This window comes from Micromonospora sp. NPDC002575 (genome assembly GCF_042889525.1).
In the GTDB taxonomy this organism is placed as follows: Bacteria; Actinomycetota; Actinomycetes; order Mycobacteriales; family Micromonosporaceae; genus Micromonospora; species Micromonospora carbonacea.
On sequence record NZ_JBIARA010000019.1, the window covers coordinates 1 to 18,435 of the forward strand.

Annotated in this window: 9 protein-coding genes; 3 read left to right on the forward strand and 6 right to left on the reverse strand. The window is 73.9% G+C overall.

Going from position 1 to position 18,435, the window contains the following annotated elements:
* Nucleotides 1-90: 90 nt before the first annotated feature.
* Together ACFYWL_RS24545 and ACFYWL_RS24550 are read right to left on the reverse strand one after the other, a co-directional pair.
* Nucleotides 91-3,393, reverse strand: coding sequence for a S8 family serine peptidase (locus tag ACFYWL_RS24545; RefSeq protein WP_386976831.1), 3,303 nt, complete (start codon nt 3,391-3,393; stop codon nt 91-93).
* 150 nt (nt 3,394-3,543) lie between these two features.
* Nucleotides 3,544-4,755 carry a DNA recombination protein RmuC gene (locus ACFYWL_RS24550; RefSeq protein WP_386976834.1) on the reverse strand — a complete coding sequence of 404 codons (1,212 nt, stop codon included), beginning with the start codon at nt 4,753-4,755 and terminating at the stop codon, nt 3,544-3,546.
* Between the two features lie 54 nt (nt 4,756-4,809).
* On the opposite strand from ACFYWL_RS24550, the gene ACFYWL_RS24555 reads away from it, so the two are divergent.
* On the forward strand, nt 4,810-5,610 hold the full coding sequence (locus tag ACFYWL_RS24555; RefSeq protein WP_282324132.1) for a hypothetical protein: 801 nt from the start codon (nt 4,810-4,812) through the stop codon (nt 5,608-5,610).
* Between the two features lie 158 nt (nt 5,611-5,768).
* On the opposite strand, the gene ppc is transcribed toward ACFYWL_RS24555, so the two are convergent.
* Both ppc and ACFYWL_RS24565 read right to left on the reverse strand, forming a co-directional pair.
* Nucleotides 5,769-8,555: a phosphoenolpyruvate carboxylase gene (gene ppc / locus ACFYWL_RS24560; RefSeq protein WP_386976837.1), complete on the reverse strand. Its 2,787-nt coding sequence runs from the start codon at nt 8,553-8,555 to the stop codon at nt 5,769-5,771.
* Nucleotides 8,556-8,688: 133 nt separating this feature from the next.
* Nucleotides 8,689-9,741, reverse strand: coding sequence for a hypothetical protein (locus ACFYWL_RS24565; protein ID WP_386976840.1), 1,053 nt, complete (start codon nt 9,739-9,741; stop codon nt 8,689-8,691).
* Between the two features lie 98 nt (nt 9,742-9,839).
* On the opposite strand from ACFYWL_RS24565, the gene ACFYWL_RS24570 reads away from it, so the two are divergent.
* Nucleotides 9,840-10,880 (forward strand): S66 peptidase family protein, encoded by a 1,041-nt coding sequence (locus ACFYWL_RS24570; RefSeq protein ID WP_386976843.1) that lies wholly within the window; start codon nt 9,840-9,842, stop codon nt 10,878-10,880.
* 204 nt (nt 10,881-11,084) lie between these two features.
* Here the strand turns inward: ACFYWL_RS24570 and ACFYWL_RS24575 are convergent, their stop codons facing one another.
* Entirely contained in the window at nt 11,085-13,520 is a 2,436-nt protein-coding gene (locus ACFYWL_RS24575; RefSeq protein WP_386976846.1) for an alpha/beta hydrolase family protein, read from the reverse strand.
* A gap of 376 nt (nt 13,521-13,896) precedes the next feature.
* Nucleotides 13,897-14,610, reverse strand: coding sequence for a cyclase family protein (locus ACFYWL_RS24580; RefSeq protein WP_386976849.1), 714 nt, complete (start codon nt 14,608-14,610; stop codon nt 13,897-13,899).
* Nucleotides 14,611-14,703: 93 nt separating this feature from the next.
* Here ACFYWL_RS24580 and mfd point away from each other — a divergent pair, with 93 nt between their 5' ends.
* Nucleotides 14,704-18,384 carry a transcription-repair coupling factor gene (mfd, locus tag ACFYWL_RS24585; RefSeq protein ID WP_386976852.1) on the forward strand — a complete coding sequence of 1,227 codons (3,681 nt, stop codon included), beginning with the start codon at nt 14,704-14,706 and terminating at the stop codon, nt 18,382-18,384.
* The last annotated feature ends 51 nt before the right edge of the window (nt 18,385-18,435 follow it).

Here is an 18,435-nt window from a genome sequence, read left to right on the forward strand (position 1 = left end):
GAGGCGACCTTCCCCACCAACGATCCTCCAACCAGCCCACCTACACGGTCAAGCCAGCCGGCATCTTGACAACCGATCCCCGATAGGGAATCAGTTGACCGCGCCGATCGAGACCGAGCCGCGGCCGACGACCGCGCCCTCGGTGGTGGTCACGGCCAGGTCGCCGTAGAGCGCGCGACCGGCGGCCGGGGCGGACTGGGCGGTCACCGTGCCGGTGAGGGCGGCGGTGGCGCCGTTGGCCAGGGCGAGCGGGGTGGCCGGGGCGGTCAGCGTGCCCAGCGACGCCGCTGAGAACGAGTCCCGGTAGTCGTATGCGGTGCTGGTGCCCGGCCCGTCGACGGCGTACCCGTCGACCAGGACGCGGTAGGTGCCGGCCGGCGGGTTGGTCAGCGTCACCGCCTCCTCCGAGTCGCCGTCGGCCGAGCGGCCGACCTCGGTGGCGCCCCGGAAGACGAACAGGTCCAGGTCGGCGCCCAGGTCGGCGGTGTTGCCGATGCGGGCCGTGAAGCTGGCCGCGCCGGCCGGCACCTCGACCAGGTACTCCTGCTGCGCGCCCTCGGCGATCGTCGGCCGCTCGGCGTGCACGCTGGCCAGCGGGCCACCCTGGCCGGTCACGGAGACCGGGCCGAAGGTGTTGGCCAGGCTCCAGGTGACCTCGGTCGGGGCGCCGGCGGTGACCGAGGGCAGCTCGACCACGGCCGGCGAGACGGTGACGCCCTGGACCCGCACCTGGAGCTGGTACGGGTTGTCCAGCGCGGGCGAGGTGCGCCGCGACTCCACCTCGAACTCCCAGACCCCGGCGATCGGCTTCTGGTAGTCCCGCTCCTGCGGCTTGCAGGCGGCGGCGTTGGAGAAGTTGGTGTAGCAGGCGGTGCTGGCGGTGCTGTCCACCGGCACGCCGTACGGGTTGATCGCGATGAACCGGGTCTGCGAGCCGGTGGCGATGCCGGACAGGTTGACCTGGATCGCGCCCGCGCCCGGCGGCACCGTCACGAAGTACGAGGTGGAGCTGTTCCGCTCGACCGAGCCCTCGGCCGAGAAGGAGTACGCCGGCTTCGCCACGTCGGCGGCGGTCACCACGACGGTGGAGACCTCGAAGTCGACCACCGAGGTGGCCGGGTCGTCGATCACCAGGAGCGCGCCGTGCGCCCCGGGCGTCGTCGGCTTGGCCTTCACGGGGATGGTCATGGTCTGGTTCAGCGGCAGCCGCACCTGCTTCTGCGCGCTGAAGGTGCCGTCGTTGCCGCGCAGCGTCACGGTGTGCAGCAGGCTCTTGTCGGGGCCGCTGGTGCGGGTGACCTTCACCTCGTACGTCTTGGTCTTCTTCAGCGGCTGCCCGCCCTGCGCGAGGGCACAGCGGTTGTAGACGCCGGCGCCCCGGTGCGGGTTCGGCACGAACGTCCCGGTGGCCTTGTCGTAGCGGGTCAGGTTCGCCGACAGCTCGGTGCACACGGGCGCGTCGGAGACGTACGACCGGGTCTGCACGCCCTTGTCCAGCAGCGCCCACGCGCCCGGCACGTCGAACATGCCGTAACCCTGGGCGTACGTCTCGACGCCCGCGATGGGCTTGGCCGAGGTGTAGACGGCCCGGCGCAGCGCGGCCGGGGTGACCCCCTTGTCGGTCGCCTTGGCGGCCGACAGCAGCAGCGCGGCGGCGCCGGCGGCCTGCGGGGCGGCCATCGAGGTGCCGTTGAGCATCTGGTAGCCCGGCGGCAGCGGGTAGCCGGCCTCGGGGACGGGGTTGCCGGCCTGCCAGGTCGGCGCGGTGGAGATCGCCGAGCCGGGTGCCGCGATGTTCGGCTTGAAGCCGCCGTCCTCACGCGGGCCGCGCGAGGAGAAGTTGAACAGGGCGTTGTCCTTGCGCACGACCGAGCCGTAGTTGGCCAGCCAGGTGTCCTTGCTGATGCTCGCCGCGACGCTGACCACGTTGTCGGCCACCGACGGGTCGCCGACGGTGTTCAGCCCCGGGCCGGAGTTGCCGGCCGAGATGAACAGCTGCACGCCGTACGTGTTGATCAGCTCGTTGTAGAGCTGCGAGCGGGCGTTCGAGCCGTCGTTGAGCGCCGGCAGGCCGCCGATCGACATGTTGACCACGTCGACCCGGCGGTTGATCACCAGGTCGGCCATGCCGGTGGTGAGCGCCGCGGCGGTGCAGCCGCCGCCCCAGGAGCAGGCCCGGGCCGAGACCAGCTTCGCGCCTGGGGCCGCGCCGTCGAACGCGCTGTTGCCCAGCATGTCGTTGGCGGCGGTGATGCCGGCGACGTGCGTGCCGTGGGTCGACTCGACGATGCCGATGTTGACGTAGTCGACCAGGCCGGGGCCGCCGACCGGGGTCGTGTCGACGTCCTCGCGGTATTCGACGACGAACGGGATCTGCTCGCGGACCGGGGTGGCCGGGTTGTCCGTGCCGAAGCGCCCGACCTGGAACTTCTCCTTGTACGGGCGCATCACCGGGTCGTCGGTGAAGTCCCGGTTCTGGTTGGCGTCGACCCGGATGTCGTGGGTCGTGGCGTCGTAGAGGATGCCGAAGGTGTCGGTGGTGTCGCCGTCGCGGTTGACGTCACCGGCCGGGTCGCTGGCGGCCGTGATCGACTCGCGGAACGTGTTGAACCGGTAGCTGCCGGCCGGGGCCGTCCACGTCGCGCCGCCCGCGGTGAAGCTCGGACCGGAGACCTCGGTGATCATCGCGCGCCAGGTGGCGTCCTCCAGCGGGTCCGTGGCGGTCACCCAGTCCACGATCTTGCGCTCGCCGGTGGTGGTGGTCTGGAGCGCCGGGTGGTCGAGGTCCACACCGGAGTCCATGATGCCGATGGTGACGCCGCGGCCGTCCCACGCCGGGTGCGCGGCCTTGAAGGTCTCCGCCCCGGTCTCGTTGGTCGGCATGTACGGGTTCACCGCGCCGGTGTCGACGCCCGGCCCGGCCAGGGTCTCGCCCTGCGCGGCGACCTTCGCGCCGGCCGGCGCGGCCTCCGGGGCCGGGTCGGGGAGCTGGATGGTCTCGTCGAGGTCGACCGCGGCGACGCCCGGGAGCGTGGCGGCCTTGAGCACCATCGCGGTGGGGACCTTGGCCAGGACGTAGCCGATGGAGTCGAAGCGCCGGCTCACCGTGCCGCCGAGCTGCCTCACCGCGTCCGCGACGTCCTTCGCCTCGCCCTTGTCGGTGGCGACGATCAGGGTGACGGTCTTGGCGTGCTTCGCCTCGGCCTCGCTCAGCAGCTTGGCGTCGTGTGCGCCCAGCGTCTCCACGGCGGTGGCCTGCGGAGCCTCGGTGTCGGTGGCGGGGGCGGCGTTCGCGGTCGCGGCGCCACCGACGCCGGTCATGGCACCGGCGGCCACGACCGACGCGAAAAGCCCGGCGGAGGTGCGCCGGCTCAGGTTTCGAGGTCTGCTCACGTTCTCTTCTTCCTCCAGAGAACAGGGCCCTGAGGTCACAGGGCGCGCGTGAGCGAATCCTTTGTGCTGGCTGTGTGTGGTGTCACTACCGGCCGGTACGTTGTGACCACTTCGTGACATGCATAGGCGCGCATTGTCACATGTGTGCGGCTATCCGGATCGGGTCGAGGGGTCCACCGCGGACGGTCGGGCCTGGCGGTCGAGCCCCTGGTCAGGCCCGTCGGCCCCGCCGAGCAGCTCGGGGGCCTGCGGCTGCCGAGGTGCCACCTCCACCTGCGGCGGCGCGGCCAGCTCCCGGTCCGACACGCCCAGCTCGGCGAGCTTGCGGGCACTGACCAGCACCCGCGCCTCCAGCGAGCCGACCGCCCTGTTGTACGCGGTCACCGCCCCGCCCAGCGACGCCCCCAGCCTGCCGACGTGGTCGCCCAGCGTGGACAGCCGCCCGTGCAGCTCGCGGGCCAGCGAATGCACCGCCACCGCGTTGCGGGCCAGCGCCTCCTGCCGCCACGAGTACGCCACCGTGCGCAGCAGCGCCACCAGGGTCGCCGGGGTGGCCAGCACCACGTTGCGGGCGAACGCGTGCTCCAGCAGCGTCGGGTCGCGCTGCAACGCCACGTCGAGGAACGGGTCGGCCGGCACGAACAGCACCACGAACTCCGGGGTCTGGTCGAACGCCGCCCAGTACGTCTTCGCCGCCAGCGCGTCAACGTGCGCCCGCAGGTGCCGCGCGTGCGCGTCGAGGTGGGTGTCCCGGCCCCGCTCGTCGCGGGCCTCCATCGCCGTCAGGTACGCGTCGAAGGGCGCCTTCGCGTCCACCACCACCGAGCGACCGCCGTGCAGCCGGACCACCAGGTCGGGGCGTACCCCCTGGTGGTCCGTCGCGGCGGTGACCTGCTCGTCGAAGTCGCAGTGCTCCAGCAGGCCGGCGGCCTCGACGATGCGGCGCAGCTGGTGCTCGCCCCAGCGCCCCCGCACCTGGGGCGCGCGCAGCGCCGCCACGAGCTGCTTGGTCTCGGTGCGCAGCTCGCCGGAGACCGCGCCCATCGCCCGGACCTGCTCGCGCAGCTCGGCGTACGCGTCGACGCGGGCGTGCTCCAGCTCGGCCACCCGGGACTCGTAGCGGCGCAGCGTCTCGTGCAGCGGCGCCACCGCCCGGGCCACCGCCTCCTGTGACTGCGCGGTCGCCTCGTAGCTGAGCGCGCGCATCGACTGCTCCAGCCGCCCCTCGCCCTCCCGGGTCGCGGCCAGGGTCGCCTCCAGCCGGGCGATCTGCGTCGCCGACCGGGAGCGGGCCGCGAACCAGCCCAGCGCGCCGCCCGCGCCGAGGCAGAGCACCACCACGGCCAGCGTCGAGAAGCTCATCACCAGAGCTTGCCAAACGCGTACGACGGGCGCGCCCCGGGTACTTTTCAGGGTATGGAATTTCTGCTCGCGGTCATCCTCGTGGCGCTGCTCGTCGGCGGTCTCGTCTGGTGGCGTCGGGAGAGCGCGGCCCGCGAGGCGCGCAGCCTGGCCGACGTGCGCGCCGACGCCCAGCGCTGGTACGAGCGCCTCGGTGGCCAGGTGATGAACCTGCACGGCGACTCCCCGGCCGTGCGGCAGGCCCTCGTCGACGCCGGTGAGCGGTACAACGCGGCGGGCAGCCAGCTTGAGCAGGCCCGCACCGTCCACCAGTACCGGCTGGCCCGGGAGACCGCCCTGGAGGGGCTGGCGTACGCCCGCGCGGCCCGCGTCGCGCTGGGCATCGACCCCGGCCCGGAGCTGCCGCCGCTGGCCTCCGCGCAGGGCACCGGCCAGCTCACCCGGGAACGCGAGGTCAACGTGCAGGGGCAGACGTTCCGGGCCGGCCCGCAGCCCGGCCAGGGCACGCCCTACTACTACCCCGGTGGCCGCTACCAGGGCCGCCCCGTGCCGGCCGGCTGGTACTCGACCCCGTGGTGGAAGACGGCGCTCGGCGCGGGCGCTGGCGTGCTCGGCGGCATGCTGATCGCCGACGCGCTGTTCTCCCCGGCGTTCGCCGACCCCGGCTACGAGGCCGGCTACCAGGAGGGCTTCGGTGACGGCGCGGACTTCGGGGGCGACTTCGGTGGCGGCGACTACGCCACCGCGGGCGACTTCGGCGGCGGCGACTACGGCACCGCCGGCGACTTCTCGGGCGGCGGTGACTTCGGCGGCGGCGATTTCGGTGGCGGTGACTTCGGCGGCGGCGACTTCTGACGCCGCTCCCGACTGCCCGCTCCCGACTGCCCGCTCCCGACTGCTCGCTCCCGAGGGCCCGGCCCCGCCTGCCGGGCGGGCGAGCGGGCGGGCGGGCGGGCGTTAAAAGGGGCCCCCTGCTATGCAGAATGCGTTAACAGGGGGCCCCTCCTTGCAGCTCAGCCGGTGTTGCGCATGCCGGCGGCGATGCCGTTGACCGTGGTGAGCAGCGCCCGCTCCAGCGCCGTCCCGTCGCTCGGGGCCCGCCGCCCACCCGGCGCCGTGGCCACCGCGCGGCCCGCCGCGCCGGAGTCGCGGTACTGCCGCAGCAGCGCCACCTGGAGGTGGTGCAGCGGCTCCAGGTAGGTGTCGCGCACCGCCAGGGTGCGCTGGAGCACCGGCGAGTTCTCCAGCAGGGCCGGCGAGGCGGTGACCGCCAGCACCTCCCGCTTGGTCAGCTCGTACTCCTGCTCGATCTTTTCGAAGATCGGGTGCAGCTTCTTCGGCACGAGGGTCTCCACGTACCGGCGGGCGATGCTGAGGTCGGTCTTGGTCAGCATCATCTCGACGTTCGACAGGAACGTGCGGAAGAAGTGCCAGTTGCGGTGCATCTCGGCCAGCACGTCCCCCAGCCCGGCCTCGCGCGCCGCCGCCAGCCCCGAGCCGACCCCGAACCAGCCGGGGACGATCTGCCGGGTCTGCGTCCAGCCGAACACCCACGGGATGGCCCGCAGGCCGGACAGGCCGGCCCCGGTGTTGGGCCGCTTCGCCGGGCGGGAGCCGATGTTCAGCGCGCCGAGCAGCTCGGTGGGGGTGGACGCCCAGAAGTACGCCGGCAGGTCCGGGTCCTCCACCAGCGACCGGTACGACCGGAACGCCGCGTCGGAGATCACGTCCATCGACGCGTCCCAGCGCTCCAGCTGTTCGGCCGGCTGCCGGGGCGCGGTGTGCAGCAGGGTCGCCTGGAGCACGGCGGCCATGGTCAGCTCCAGGTTCTCCCGGGCCAGCGCCGGCAGCGTGTACTTGTCGGAGATGACCTCGCCCTGCTCGGTGACCTTGATCGCGCCGTCGAGGGTGCCGTACGGCTGGGCCAGGATCGCCTCGTGGGTGGGGCCGCCGCCGCGCCCGACGGTGCCGCCCCGGCCGTGGAACAGCCGCAGGTGCACGCCGTGCCGGGCGGCCACGTCCCGCAGCGCCCGCTGGGCCCGGTGGATCGACCACTGGCTGGTGGTGATGCCCGCCTCCTTGTTGGAGTCGGAGTAGCCCAGCATCACCTCCTGCACGTCGCCCCGGGCCGCCACCAGCGACCGGTAGGCCGGCAGCGACAGCAGCTCGTCGAGCAACTCGCCGCCGGCGTTCAGCTCGGCGGGGGTCTCCAGCAGCGGCACGAAGCCGATCCGGGCCCGGCCGCTGTGCACGTCGACCAGCCCGGCCTCGCGGGCCAGCACCACCGCCGCGAGCACGTCGTCGACGCCGAGGGTCATTGAGATGATGTACGACTCGATGACCTCGGAGCCGAACCGGTCCTGCGCCTCGCGGATGGTGGAGAAAACGTCGAACGTCTTGCGCGCGCTCTCGGTCAGCGGCGTGTCCAGCGTCGACAGCGGCCGGCGGCCGGTCAGCTCGTCGGCGAGCAGCTTGGTGCGCTCCAGGCGGGTCAGCGACGGGTAGTCGGACACCTCGCCGACGGCCGCGTAGAGCTGGGTGAGCACCTCGTGGTGCTTCTCGGCGTGCTCCCGCACGTCCATCGTCGCCAGGTGCAGGCCGAACGCCGACACCGTACGGATGGTGGAGGCGAGCCGGCCCACGGCGGTGAGCTGGCCGGCGTTGCGGGCCAGCGAGGCGCGCAGCAGCTCCAGGTCGGCGATCAGCTCCGCCGCGCCCTGGTAGTCGCGCCCCGGCACGTGCGGGGTGCCGCGGCGCAGCCGCTCCCGGGTGTTGGCCAGCTTCGCCTTCACGCACCGGGCCTTGAGCCGGTAGGGCTCCTCGGCGTTGACCCGGCGGAACCGGGGGGCCACCTCGGGCAGCGCGTCCAGGTCGGCGGCGAGGCTGGCCGACAGGTCCAGCGACACCCCGCGCAGCCGGCGGGACACGGACACCTCGTTGATCAGGTGCTCCATCGCCGCCTCGGTGGCCGCGATGCCGTGCTCGTGCTGGATGCGCAGCACCTCGCCGGTGACCTGCGGGGTGACGAACGGGTTGCCGTCCCGGTCGCCGCCGATCCAGGTGCCGAACGTCAGCGGGCGGGCCGTCGGGGACGTCTCCACGCCGAGGGTGCGCAGCGTGTCGGCGAAGTCGTCGAGCACCTGCGGGGCGGCCTCGGCGTACAGGTCGCGCAGGTAGTAGATGGCGTTGCGGGCCTCGTCGGTCGGGTCCGGCCGGTCGAGCCGCAGCTCGTCGGTCTGCCACATCAGGTCCAGCAGCTCGGCCAGGCGGCGGTTGGCCGGCCCCTCGTCGCTGGCCCCGTAGAGGATCGCGTTGGCGGTCTCGGCGTCCAGCTCGTCGGCGACGGCGCGCAGCTTCGACAGGATCGACCGGCGGGCCGCCTCGGTCGGGTGGGCGGTGAAGACCGGCCGTACGGCGAGCCGCCGGGCCGCCGCCGCGATCTCCTCGGCGGCCACCCCCCGCTCGGCGATCATCTTGGCCGCCTGGTCCAGCCAGCCGCCCTGGATCGCCCGGCGGCGGCGCAGGTCGCGGGCCCGGTGCACCTGCTCGGTGATGTTGGCCAGGTGGAAGTAGGTGGAGAAGGCACGGGCGAGCTTCGTGCCGGTGGTCACATCCAGCCCGCCGAGGCGCTGCGCGGCGGCCGGCGCGTCGGAGCGGACCTGCGCCCGGATCTCCTCGACCAGGTCGAGCAGCGGGCGGCCCTCCTGCCGGGCGAGGGTCTGCCCGAGCAGCGTGCCGAGGCGGCGGATGTCGGCCCGCAGTGCGGCGTCCGGGCCGTCGTGGTCGTGCTGGTCGGTCACGGGTGCGCTCCTTACGCCGGGGACGAAGGACAGCGCTGTCCGACTCCCTGGATCGTATCCGCGCCGCCCCCTTCGGAAGGAAGGGCCCCTTGTTATCGCATTCTGTTGTACAGGGGGCCCCTGCAAACACCCCTCACCCGGCGGGGCGCGCATCGCCGCTGGTGGGAGGCGTGTCGGCCGCGTGACGGGCGGCGGCGCGCCGGCCCCGGACCAGGGTGGCCGTGAGCAATCCCACGACGCCGAGCACCACCCACACGGCGAGCCCGGCCAGCGGCCAGCCCATCGACCGGCGGTCGAAGTACACCGCCGACTTGATCAGGTCGGTGGTGAGCCCGGGCACGTTCCACCGGTGCATCCCGCGCAGCCAGGTGGGCAGGAACTCCGGCGCGTAGATGCCGCCGGAGCCCGGGTTGCCGAGCACCACGAGCAGCAGGATGACGAGCCCGGTGCCGAGCAGCCCGAGCCAGCCCTGCACGGCGGCGGCGATCATGGCGGCGGCGAAGACGGCCAGCGCGCCGACCGCCGCCACGGCCGGCACGTCGTGGTGCCAGACGTCCAAGCCCGGGCCGACGACGAGCGCGCCCGCCACGCCGAGCACCACCGCGTACGCCGCGAGCGCGGCGATCCGCAGCCCGGCGCGGGCGAGGCTGCGGGGTGCGGTGCCGGTGCGCAGGCCCAGCGCGGTGGCCGCGAGGTAGCCGCCGAGGACGTACCCGACCGCGAGGTAGAACGGGACGAGGCCGCGGGGGTCGCTCTGCTGCACCGGCACCTCGTCGGTGGCCGTCAGCGGCAGGTTCCCCCGCCGGGCGGCCTCGGCGAACACCTGGTCGACGACCTCGGTGGCGGCCGGCGCGCCGGCGCTGGCGGTGGTGAGGCGCAGCCCGCCCTCGGGCGTGGAGGTGAGCACGCCGTACACCTCGCGGCCGGTGAGCCCGTCGGTTGCGGCGGCCGGGTCGTCGTACTCGATGGGTGCGATCTTGTCGGTCTCGCGGCGCACGGCGGCCATGACCGCCTGGGCGCGCTGGTCGCCGAGGACCACCCCGACCGGCAGGTCGCGCGGGGTCGGGTGGTGCAGCGCGCCCACGTAGGCGGCGATGAACCCCGTGGCCAGGGCCAGGGTGCCGAGCAGCAGCGCGGCGGTGCGGGGCAGCCACGCGCGCACCGGGATGTCCGGCTCCTCGGTCACACGGCCAGCCTAGGGGCAATATGCGCGGATTGCGGTGGTTCGCCGCCTCAGCCGTCGCGGGGGCGAAAAGCGGTGGTGGCGGCCGGTAGCGTCCGATCATGGAGTCGCTGCGCTACCCGCCGAAGCCCCGGCCCGGCGACCGGGTCGCGGTCGTGTCACCCTCCGCCGGGCTGCCGGCGATCTTCCCCCACGTGTACGAACTGGGCCTGCGCCGGCTGCGCGAGGAGTTCGGCCTGGAACCGGTCGAGTACCCGACCACCCGCCTCCCGGACGCGGACCCGCGCGACCGCGCACGGGACGTCACCGCCGCCTTCGCCGACCCGACGGTCACCGCCGTGCTCGCCACGGTCGGCGGGGACGACCTGATCACGGTCACCCCGCACCTGGACGACGCCGTGCTGCGGGCCAACCCGAAGCCCTACTTCGGCTACTCGGACAACACCAACCTGCTCAACCACCTCTACCGGCTCGGGATCGTCGCGTACCACGGCGGGTCCGTGCTGGTGCACCTCGGCCGCCCCGGCGCGCTGCACCCGGTGACCGCCGACTCGCTGCGCGCCGCCCTGTTCACCTCCGACTGGTACGACCTCGCGCCGGCCCCCGAGTGGGGCGACCAGCCGAACGACTGGCGCGACCCGGCCACCCTCGCCGCCGAGCCGCCCATGCTTCCCGGCGGCGGATGGCACTGGCAGGGGCCGGCGCGGGTGGTGCGGGGCCGGACCTGGGGCGGCAACCTGGAGATCCTGCACTGGCTGCTGGCCGCCGACCGGGTCGGCGGGGTCGCCGACCACGCGGGCGAGGTGCTGATCGTCGAGACCTCGGAGGAGTTGCCGTCGGCCACCGAGGTGTACCGGATGCTGCGCAACCTGGGGGAGCGGGGGCTGCTCGCCGGCTTCCCGGCGGTGCTCGTCGGCCGGGCCAAGGCGTGGGACTTCGCCCGCCCGCACACGCCTGAGCAGCGCCGGGCGTACGCCGACGCGCAGCGGGCGGCGGTGACCCGGGCGCTCGCGGAGTACGCCCCGGACGCGGTGGCCGTCTTCGACGTCGACCTCGGCCACACCGACCCGCAGCAGATCGTCCCGTACGGGGGCGAGGTCGTTGTCGACGCCGTCGGGCGGCGGATCAGCGTGCGCTACTGACCGTCCGCTGGCGGGCGGCAGGGCGCGGGGTTGGGCGGACCTTGGACAGTTCCGGTTCTCACGGAGCAGCAAGTGTCCAAGGTCTCCCGTTGTCGACGCGGTGCTGCCCGGCGGCGACGGCGGGGTGGCGGCGGGGGTGGGAGAGGCGGGGTGGGTCCTCCGGTGGGGGCGACAGCTCCACGACCCCACCGGAGGACACCACGGTCAGACCGTGTCGTCGTCGAGCACCGTCAGCCAGGCGAAGCCGTCACCGATCACCGCGCCGACCGGCGCCGAGATGGTGATCTTGTAGCGCAGCGAGGCGGTGTTGGCGACCGTGTTGCCGGCCAGCGGAACCTCGATCGTCGCGCTGGTCGCGCCCTTCGGGATGGTGACCGGGAACGCCTGCGCCGGCACCTGCCCGGCCGACGCCGAGCCGCTCGCCGCCGTCTGCACCTGGACCGTCGCCGCCTGCTTGAGCTTGCCGTTCAGCGTCAGCCGCATGGTCGCGACGCCCGGCCCGTCGCCCTCCGCCGCCGTGGCGTCGGCGAGGTCGACCGCCACCGCCGACGTGGCGACGCCGCCGCCGACCCCGGGGCTGTCCAGCGCGAGGTCCGACAGGTAGACCCCGCCGGTCGCGGTCGCCGGCCGCACCGAGACGGTACGGACGCTGTGCAGGTCCACCCCCGTCAGCGTGGCCAGCGGCAGCCGGACGGTACGCAGCCAGGTCTTGCCGAGCCGGCTGATCCCGTTCGTGGTGTTGGCCGACGACGGGAACGGGGTGAGCGCCGGGCTGACGTCGCCGACCCGTACCGTCGCGGTCGCGCCCCTGCGGTCGACAACGGTGACGTCGAGGTCGACGTCGCCGGCCGCGGTCTCGTCGCGTGCCGCCCGGAAGGTGAGCGCGTCGTACTTGGTCACGTTCCCCTCGCCCGGCCCGAGGTCCACCCGCACCTCGGGCGAGACCGAGGCGGCGCTCCACTGTAGGCGCAGCACCGGGCTGATCGGCACCGACGGGGCGAAGGTGGCCGGGGTCCAGTGCGGCACCTTCGACGTGGCCGTGGTCGCCGAGCACGGGGTGTCGCCGGGGCGGACCCGGGCGGCCAGGCTGTAGCAGTACGCGCCGAGGTCGAAGCCGGTGACCGAGACGCCGTCGGCCGGGCCCTCCAGCGGGGCGAGGTCGAGCCGGCGCGAGCCCGGCTGCTGGGCCTGCGCGTACACGACGGCGCGACCGGCCGACGGCACCGTGCCGTTGGTCCCGTCGAACAGGGGCAGGAACGCCGTCTCGCCGCCCTGGGCCAGCCGGAAGAACCCGGCCATGTACGCGGTGCCGACCGCGCGCTGCTCGGCGGCGGTCAGCCGGGACGGGCTGGCGCTGCCGCACACCTCGTCGGTGGCCGGCGACCAGTCGTCGTTCGACGGGGCGATCGAGACGCCCGGGGTCCACTCGGTGTTGAAGAAGTTGTGGTTCGCGCCCATGATCATCAGCGAGGAGCGGAGCACGTTGTCCGGCACCGAGTAGCGGGTGTCGTCGTAGAAGTGCTGGCCCTGCTGGTTGGAGACGTCGCCGTCGCAGTACGGCAGCAGCACCGTCATCGGCACCTCGGGCAGCGTCGGCCGGCCGAAGTCGACCGGGGCCAGCGGCAGGACCGCGCGGATGCCGTACGGGTGCTTGTTCCCGCTGTTGAGCAGGGCGGCCTCGACCACGCCCTCGCCGCCCCGGGAGTGCCCCATCAGGCCGACGTTGGACAGGTCCAGCCGGCCGGCGAGGGGATGCCCGGCCGTGGTGTTCCACTTCTTCAGCAGGTCCAGGTGGTTCATGACCAGTTGGCCCCGGGCCAGGGCCCCGTTGTCGTCGGTGAAGCTGGCGTCCTTGGCGTTGATGCCGTTGGCGCTGACCGACACCACGACGTAGCCGTGGGTGGCCAGGGCCTCGGCGGTCTCCGTGTAGCCGAGGTAGCTGTCGATCGGGACGAACCCGGCCGCGCACGGCCAGTTGGTGTTGTTGGTCGACCGGGTCGTGGGGTTGTAGCAGGCCGAGTGGCGGCCGTGCAGGAAGATCACCACGGGCCGGGCGCCCTTGGCGGCGGCCGGGGCGTAGACCGCGGAGCGGAGCTCGACGGGCAGGTCGCTGAGGCCGGAGAGCGTGGTGGCCGTGTCGCCGAGGTCGTAGTCGAGCCGCTGCACCCCGTACGGGCCGGGCTGCGAGGGGTCGGTGTAGAGCTGCTTGCGCCGCAGGCCCTTCGGGGTGACCGGCGCGGCGGCCGACTTCGGTGGGGTGGCCGCCGCGCCCGGCACCTGGCCGTTCCAGGCGACGTCGACGCGGTCGGCCCCGGTGACGCTGGTGTCGCTGGTCTCCACGCTGAGACTCAGCCCATCGGGGGACTCCTTCGCCGGCCCGACGACGCGGCCGTCGACGGCGATCTCCGGCGCGGCGTCACGGACCGGCAGCGGCTCGGCGAGCCGCAGGGTCACCCGCGCGCCACCGTCGGGAAGCGTCTCGACGGTGAATTCTTCTGCGTTCATCGATTGGCCGGTGGGTTCGGCGGCGGAGGCGGAGACGGGGGCGAGGCCGGCGGCGACGGTGCAGCCGGTCAGCGCGGCGACCGACAGCGCGGCCGTCAGTCGGGCTCGACCCCGAAAGGGTGCGGTACGGAGCATGCGTGACTCTCCTTCGTGCGCCGAGGGCTTCGGCGCACGCGGAAGTTACGAAGAACGTGTTCCAGCAGGTCACCGGCATGAAAGCGGGCAGGTTACGAGCTGGCACGAAACGGTTTCCGAACATCGCGTCGGTCATGGAAAACGAGAATGTCCGGCTGTTCGGACTTGGGGTCGATCTTGGCAGATTCCGCCCCCGGAGAGGCCCGTTCGGCACCGGGATCTCCCGGTTCGTGCCCGATGCGGCGGGGCCGGTCGACGGCCCTTCGCGTCGAGGACGGCGGTCGGCGGCCCTTCGCGCCGGGGACGGCGGTCGGCGGCCTTCGCGCCGGGGACAACGGTCGGCGGCACTACGCGCCGAGGGTGGCGGTCGGCGGCCCTACGCGCCGAGGACGGCGAAGGCGCGGACCGGGAAGGTGCCCATGCCCGCGACCATCGGCGGGGCGGCGGTGAACCGGAAACCGGTCGGGGGCAGCGCGTCCAGGCCGGTCAGGTGCTCCACGATCGGGATGCCGGCCGCCAGCAGGCCGCTGTGCGCCGGGCGCTCGCCCCGGGCGGCGGGGCTCATGTCGTCGATGTTGATCGAGTCGATGCCGACGAGGGCCGCCCCGGCCTCGACCAGCCAGGCCGCGCCGTCCCCGGTCAGGTACGGCGCGTCCGGGGCGGCGTACCGGTCGGTGCCGAAGTGCGTGGACCAGCCGGTGTGCAGCAGCACCGCCCGCCCCGTCACCTCGTGCCCGGCGAGCAGCGGGCGATCCACCGCGCGGGTGCCGGCGGGCACCCGGACCACGAGCCCCGGCAGGTCGGCGAGGCGGTCCAGCCCCACGCCGGTGAGATCGGCCCCGTCGGCCCACCGGTGCGCGGGCGTGTCCAGGTACGTGCCGGTGTTGGCGATCATCTCGATCCGCCCGACCTGGAACTCCGTGCCCGGTGCGTAGTTCGCCCGGGACGCCTCCCGGGTCAGCCACTCGGTGACCCGGGGCGTCGGCCAGCCGGGCAGCGTGGTCATGCCGTCGCTGATCACGTGGCTCAACTCGACCAGCCGCCGTTGCGTCACGCACCGACTCGACCACGTGCCCGGGCCGCCGGTCAAGCGGAGATAGGCTGGGGTGCTGTCGACCCCCCGTCCCCGCCGGGCGCGGGGGCTCCGTCGTGTGCCGTGACCGTGCCACTGGGAAGTGATCAGATGCTCACCGGACTCTTCGCCGCCGCCCTGGCCGACCCCGGGCTGGCCCGGGCGCGTGACCTGGCCCGCTCCGGTGCCGCGCAGGTCGACGGGCTGGACCTGACCGCCCCGGCGGCGCTGCGCCCGTTCGCCGTCGCCGCCGTCGCCGCCGACCCGGGAGCCGCCGACCCCGGAGCCGCCGACGAGGCCGCCGGGGGCGCGGGGCGGCCGGTGCTGGCGGTGACCGCCACCAGCCGGGAGGCCGACGACCTGGCCGCGGCGCTGGGCAGCCTGCTCCCGGCGGAGCAGGTCGCCGTCTTCCCGTCCTGGGAGACGCTGCCGCACGAGCGGCTCTCGCCCCGCTCCGACACCGTCGGCCGGCGGCTGGCCGTGCTGCGCCGGCTCGCCCACCCCGACGCCGCCGACGCGCACGGGCGCACCGGGCCGCTGCGGGTGGTCGTCGCGCCGGTGCGGTCGCTGCTCCAACCGCAGCTCAAGGGCCTCGGCGACCTGGAGCCGGTGCGGCTGGCCGCCGGCGACGAGGCCGACCTGGAAGAGGTCGCGCGCCGGCTCACCGACATGGCGTACGCCCGGGTCGACCTGGTCACCAAGCGCGGCGAGTTCGCCGTGCGCGGCGGCATCCTGGACGTCTTCCCGCCCACCGACGAGCACCCGTCCCGGGTCGAGTTCTGGGGCGACGAGGTGGAGGAGATCCGCACCTTCGCCGTGGCCGACCAGCGCACCATCGAGGCCGCCGGGCTGCTGTGGGCCCCGCCCTGCCGGGAGCTGCTGCTCACCCCGGCCGTGCGGCGGCGGGCCGCCGCCCTGGCGGCCGAGCACCCCGAGCTGGCCGAGATCCTCGACAAGCTGGCCGAGGGCATCCCCGTGGAGGGGATGGAGTCGCTGACCCCGGCGCTGCTCGGCGGCGAGAGCCTGGAGCTGCTGCTCGACTGCATGCCGGCCGGCACCCACGTGCTGCTCTGCGACCCGGAGCGCATCCGCACCCGGGCGCACGACCTGGTGCGTACCTCCGAGGAGTTCCTCCAGGCGAGCTGGGCCGCGGCGGCCGTCGGGGGCCAGGCCCCGGTCGACCTCGGGGCCGCCGCCTTCCGGACCCTGGCCGACGTACGCGCGCACGCCCGCGCCCTGCGCCGGCCCTGGTGGACCCTCGCCCCGTTCGGGCTGGCCGAGGCCGCCGCAACGGCTCCGGCCCGGCAACCGTGGGAGGACGATCCGGCCGAGGTCGACGTCACGCCCGACGACGCGATCGCGGTGACCCTGGCCGCCCAGCCCGCCCCGCTCTACCACGGCGAGACCGCCCGGGTGGCCGAGGACCTCAAGCGCTGGGCCGGCGAGGGCTGGGTGACCGCGCTGGTCTTCGAGGGGCACGGCCCCGCCCAGCGGGCCGTCGAGGTGATCCGCGACGCCGGCCTCGGCGCCCGGTTCGTCGAGGAGGTGCCGGCCGCGCCCGCCCCCGGCGAGGTGCTGGTCACCTGCGGCGGCCTCACCGGCGGCTTCGTCGCCGAGGCGGCGAGGTTCGTGCTGCTCACCGGCAACGACGTCACCGGCGGCCGGGGCACCTCGACGCGGGACATGCGCAGGATGCCCAGCCGGCGGCGCAACACCATCGACCCGCTGGAGCTGAAGGCCGGCGACCACGTGGTGCACGAGCAGCACGGCATCGGCCGGTACGTCGAGCTGGTGCAGCGCACCGTCAACGGCGCGAGCCGGGAATACCTGGTCATCGAGTACGCCCCGAGCAAGCGCGGCCAGCCCGGCGACCGGCTGTTCGTCCCCACCGACCAGCTCGACCAGCTCTCCCGGTACGTCGGCGGCGAGCAGCCCACCCTGCACAAGATGGGCGGCGCGGACTGGCAGAAGTCCAAGGCGCGGGCCCGCAAGGCGGTGCGGGAGATCGCCGCCCAGCTCATCCAGCTCTACGCCGCCCGCAAGGCGTCCAAGGGGCACGCGTTCGCCCCGGACTCCCCGTGGCAGCGGGAGCTGGAGGACGCCTTCCCCTGGCAGGAGACCCCGGACCAGCTGGCCGCCATCGAGGAGGTCAAGCGGGACATGGAGCAGACCGTCCCGATGGACCGGCTGATCTGCGGCGACGTCGGGTACGGCAAGACCGAGATCGCGGTGCGGGCGGCGTTCAAGGCGGTGCAGGACGGCAAGCAGGTGGCGGTGCTCGTGCCCACCACCCTGCTCGTGCAGCAGCACTACAACACGTTCGCCGAGCGGATGAGCCAGTTCCCCGTGCAGATCCGGCAGCTCTCCCGCTTCCAGACCCCGAAGGAGTCCGAGCGGACGCTGGAGATGGTCGCCGACGGCACCGTCGACATCGTCATCGGCACCCACCGGCTGCTCCAGACGGCGACCCGGTTCAAGGCCCTCGGCCTGGTCATCGTCGATGAGGAGCAGCGCTTCGGCGTCGAGCACAAGGAACACCTGAAGACGCTGCGTGCCTCGGTGGACGTGCTGAGCATGTCGGCCACCCCGATCCCGCGCACGCTGGAGATGGCGATCACCGGCATCCGGGAGATGTCGACGATCGCCACCCCGCCGGAGGAGCGGCACCCGGTGCTCACCTTCGTCGGCGCGCACGACGAGCGGCAGGTGGCCGCGTCCATCCACCGCGAGCTGCTCCGCGACGGGCAGGTGTTCTACCTGCACAACCGGGTCGAGTCGATCGAGAAGGCGGCGCGCAGGATCCGGGAGCTGGTGCCGGAGGCCCGGGTCGCGGTGGCGCACGGCCAGATGGGCGAGGAGGCCCTGGAAAAGGTCATGGTCGGCTTCTGGGAGAAGGAGTTCGACGTCCTGGTCTGCACCACGATCGTGGAGTCGGGCATCGACATCCCCAACGCCAACACCCTGATCGTGGAGCGGGCCGATCTGCTCGGCCTGGCCCAGCTGCACCAGATTCGGGGCCGGGTGGGCCGGGGCCGCGAGCGGGCGTACGCGTACTTCCTCTATCCGCCGGAGAAGCCGCTCACCGAGCACGCCCACGAGCGGCTGGCCACCATCGCCCAGCACACCGAGCTGGGCGCGGGCATGTACGTGGCGATGAAGGACCTGGAGATCCGGGGCGCGGGCAACCTGCTCGGCGGCGAGCAGTCCGGCCACATCGAGGGCGTCGGCTTCGACCTGTACGTCCGGATGGTCGGCGAGGCGGTGCAGGCGTTCAAGGGCGAGCGCCCCGAGGAGGAGACCGACGTCAAGATCGACCTCCCGGTGGACGCGCACCTGCCGCACGACTACGTCGGCGTGGAGCGGCTGCGCCTGGAGATGTACCGCAAGCTCGCCGAGGCCCGCGACGCCGACCGGCTGCGCGAGGTCGTCGCCGAGATGACCGACCGCTACGGCGAGCCGCCCGCCCCGGTGCAGAACCTGGTGGCGGTGGCGCGGTTCCGGCTGCTGGCCCGCCGCTACGGCCTCACCGACGTGAGCATGCAGGGCAAGCACCTGCGGTTCGGCCCGCTGCCGCTGCCCGACTCCAAGCAGCTCCGGCTCAAGCGCTACCACCCCGACTCGGCCTACAAGTCGGCGCTCGACCAGGTCAGCGTGCCCCGGCCGAGCACCCGCCGGGTCGGCGGCGAGCCGCTGCGCGACCAGGCGCTGCTGGACTGGTGCGCCCAGCTCCTGAAGGACGTGCTGGGCGACCCGGCCCCGGCGGCCCAGCCGGCCGGGGCGGGCGCCCGGTGAGCGGTGGCGTGGGCAGGAGCGGGCGGCGGGGCCGGGGCGGCACCGCGTGGT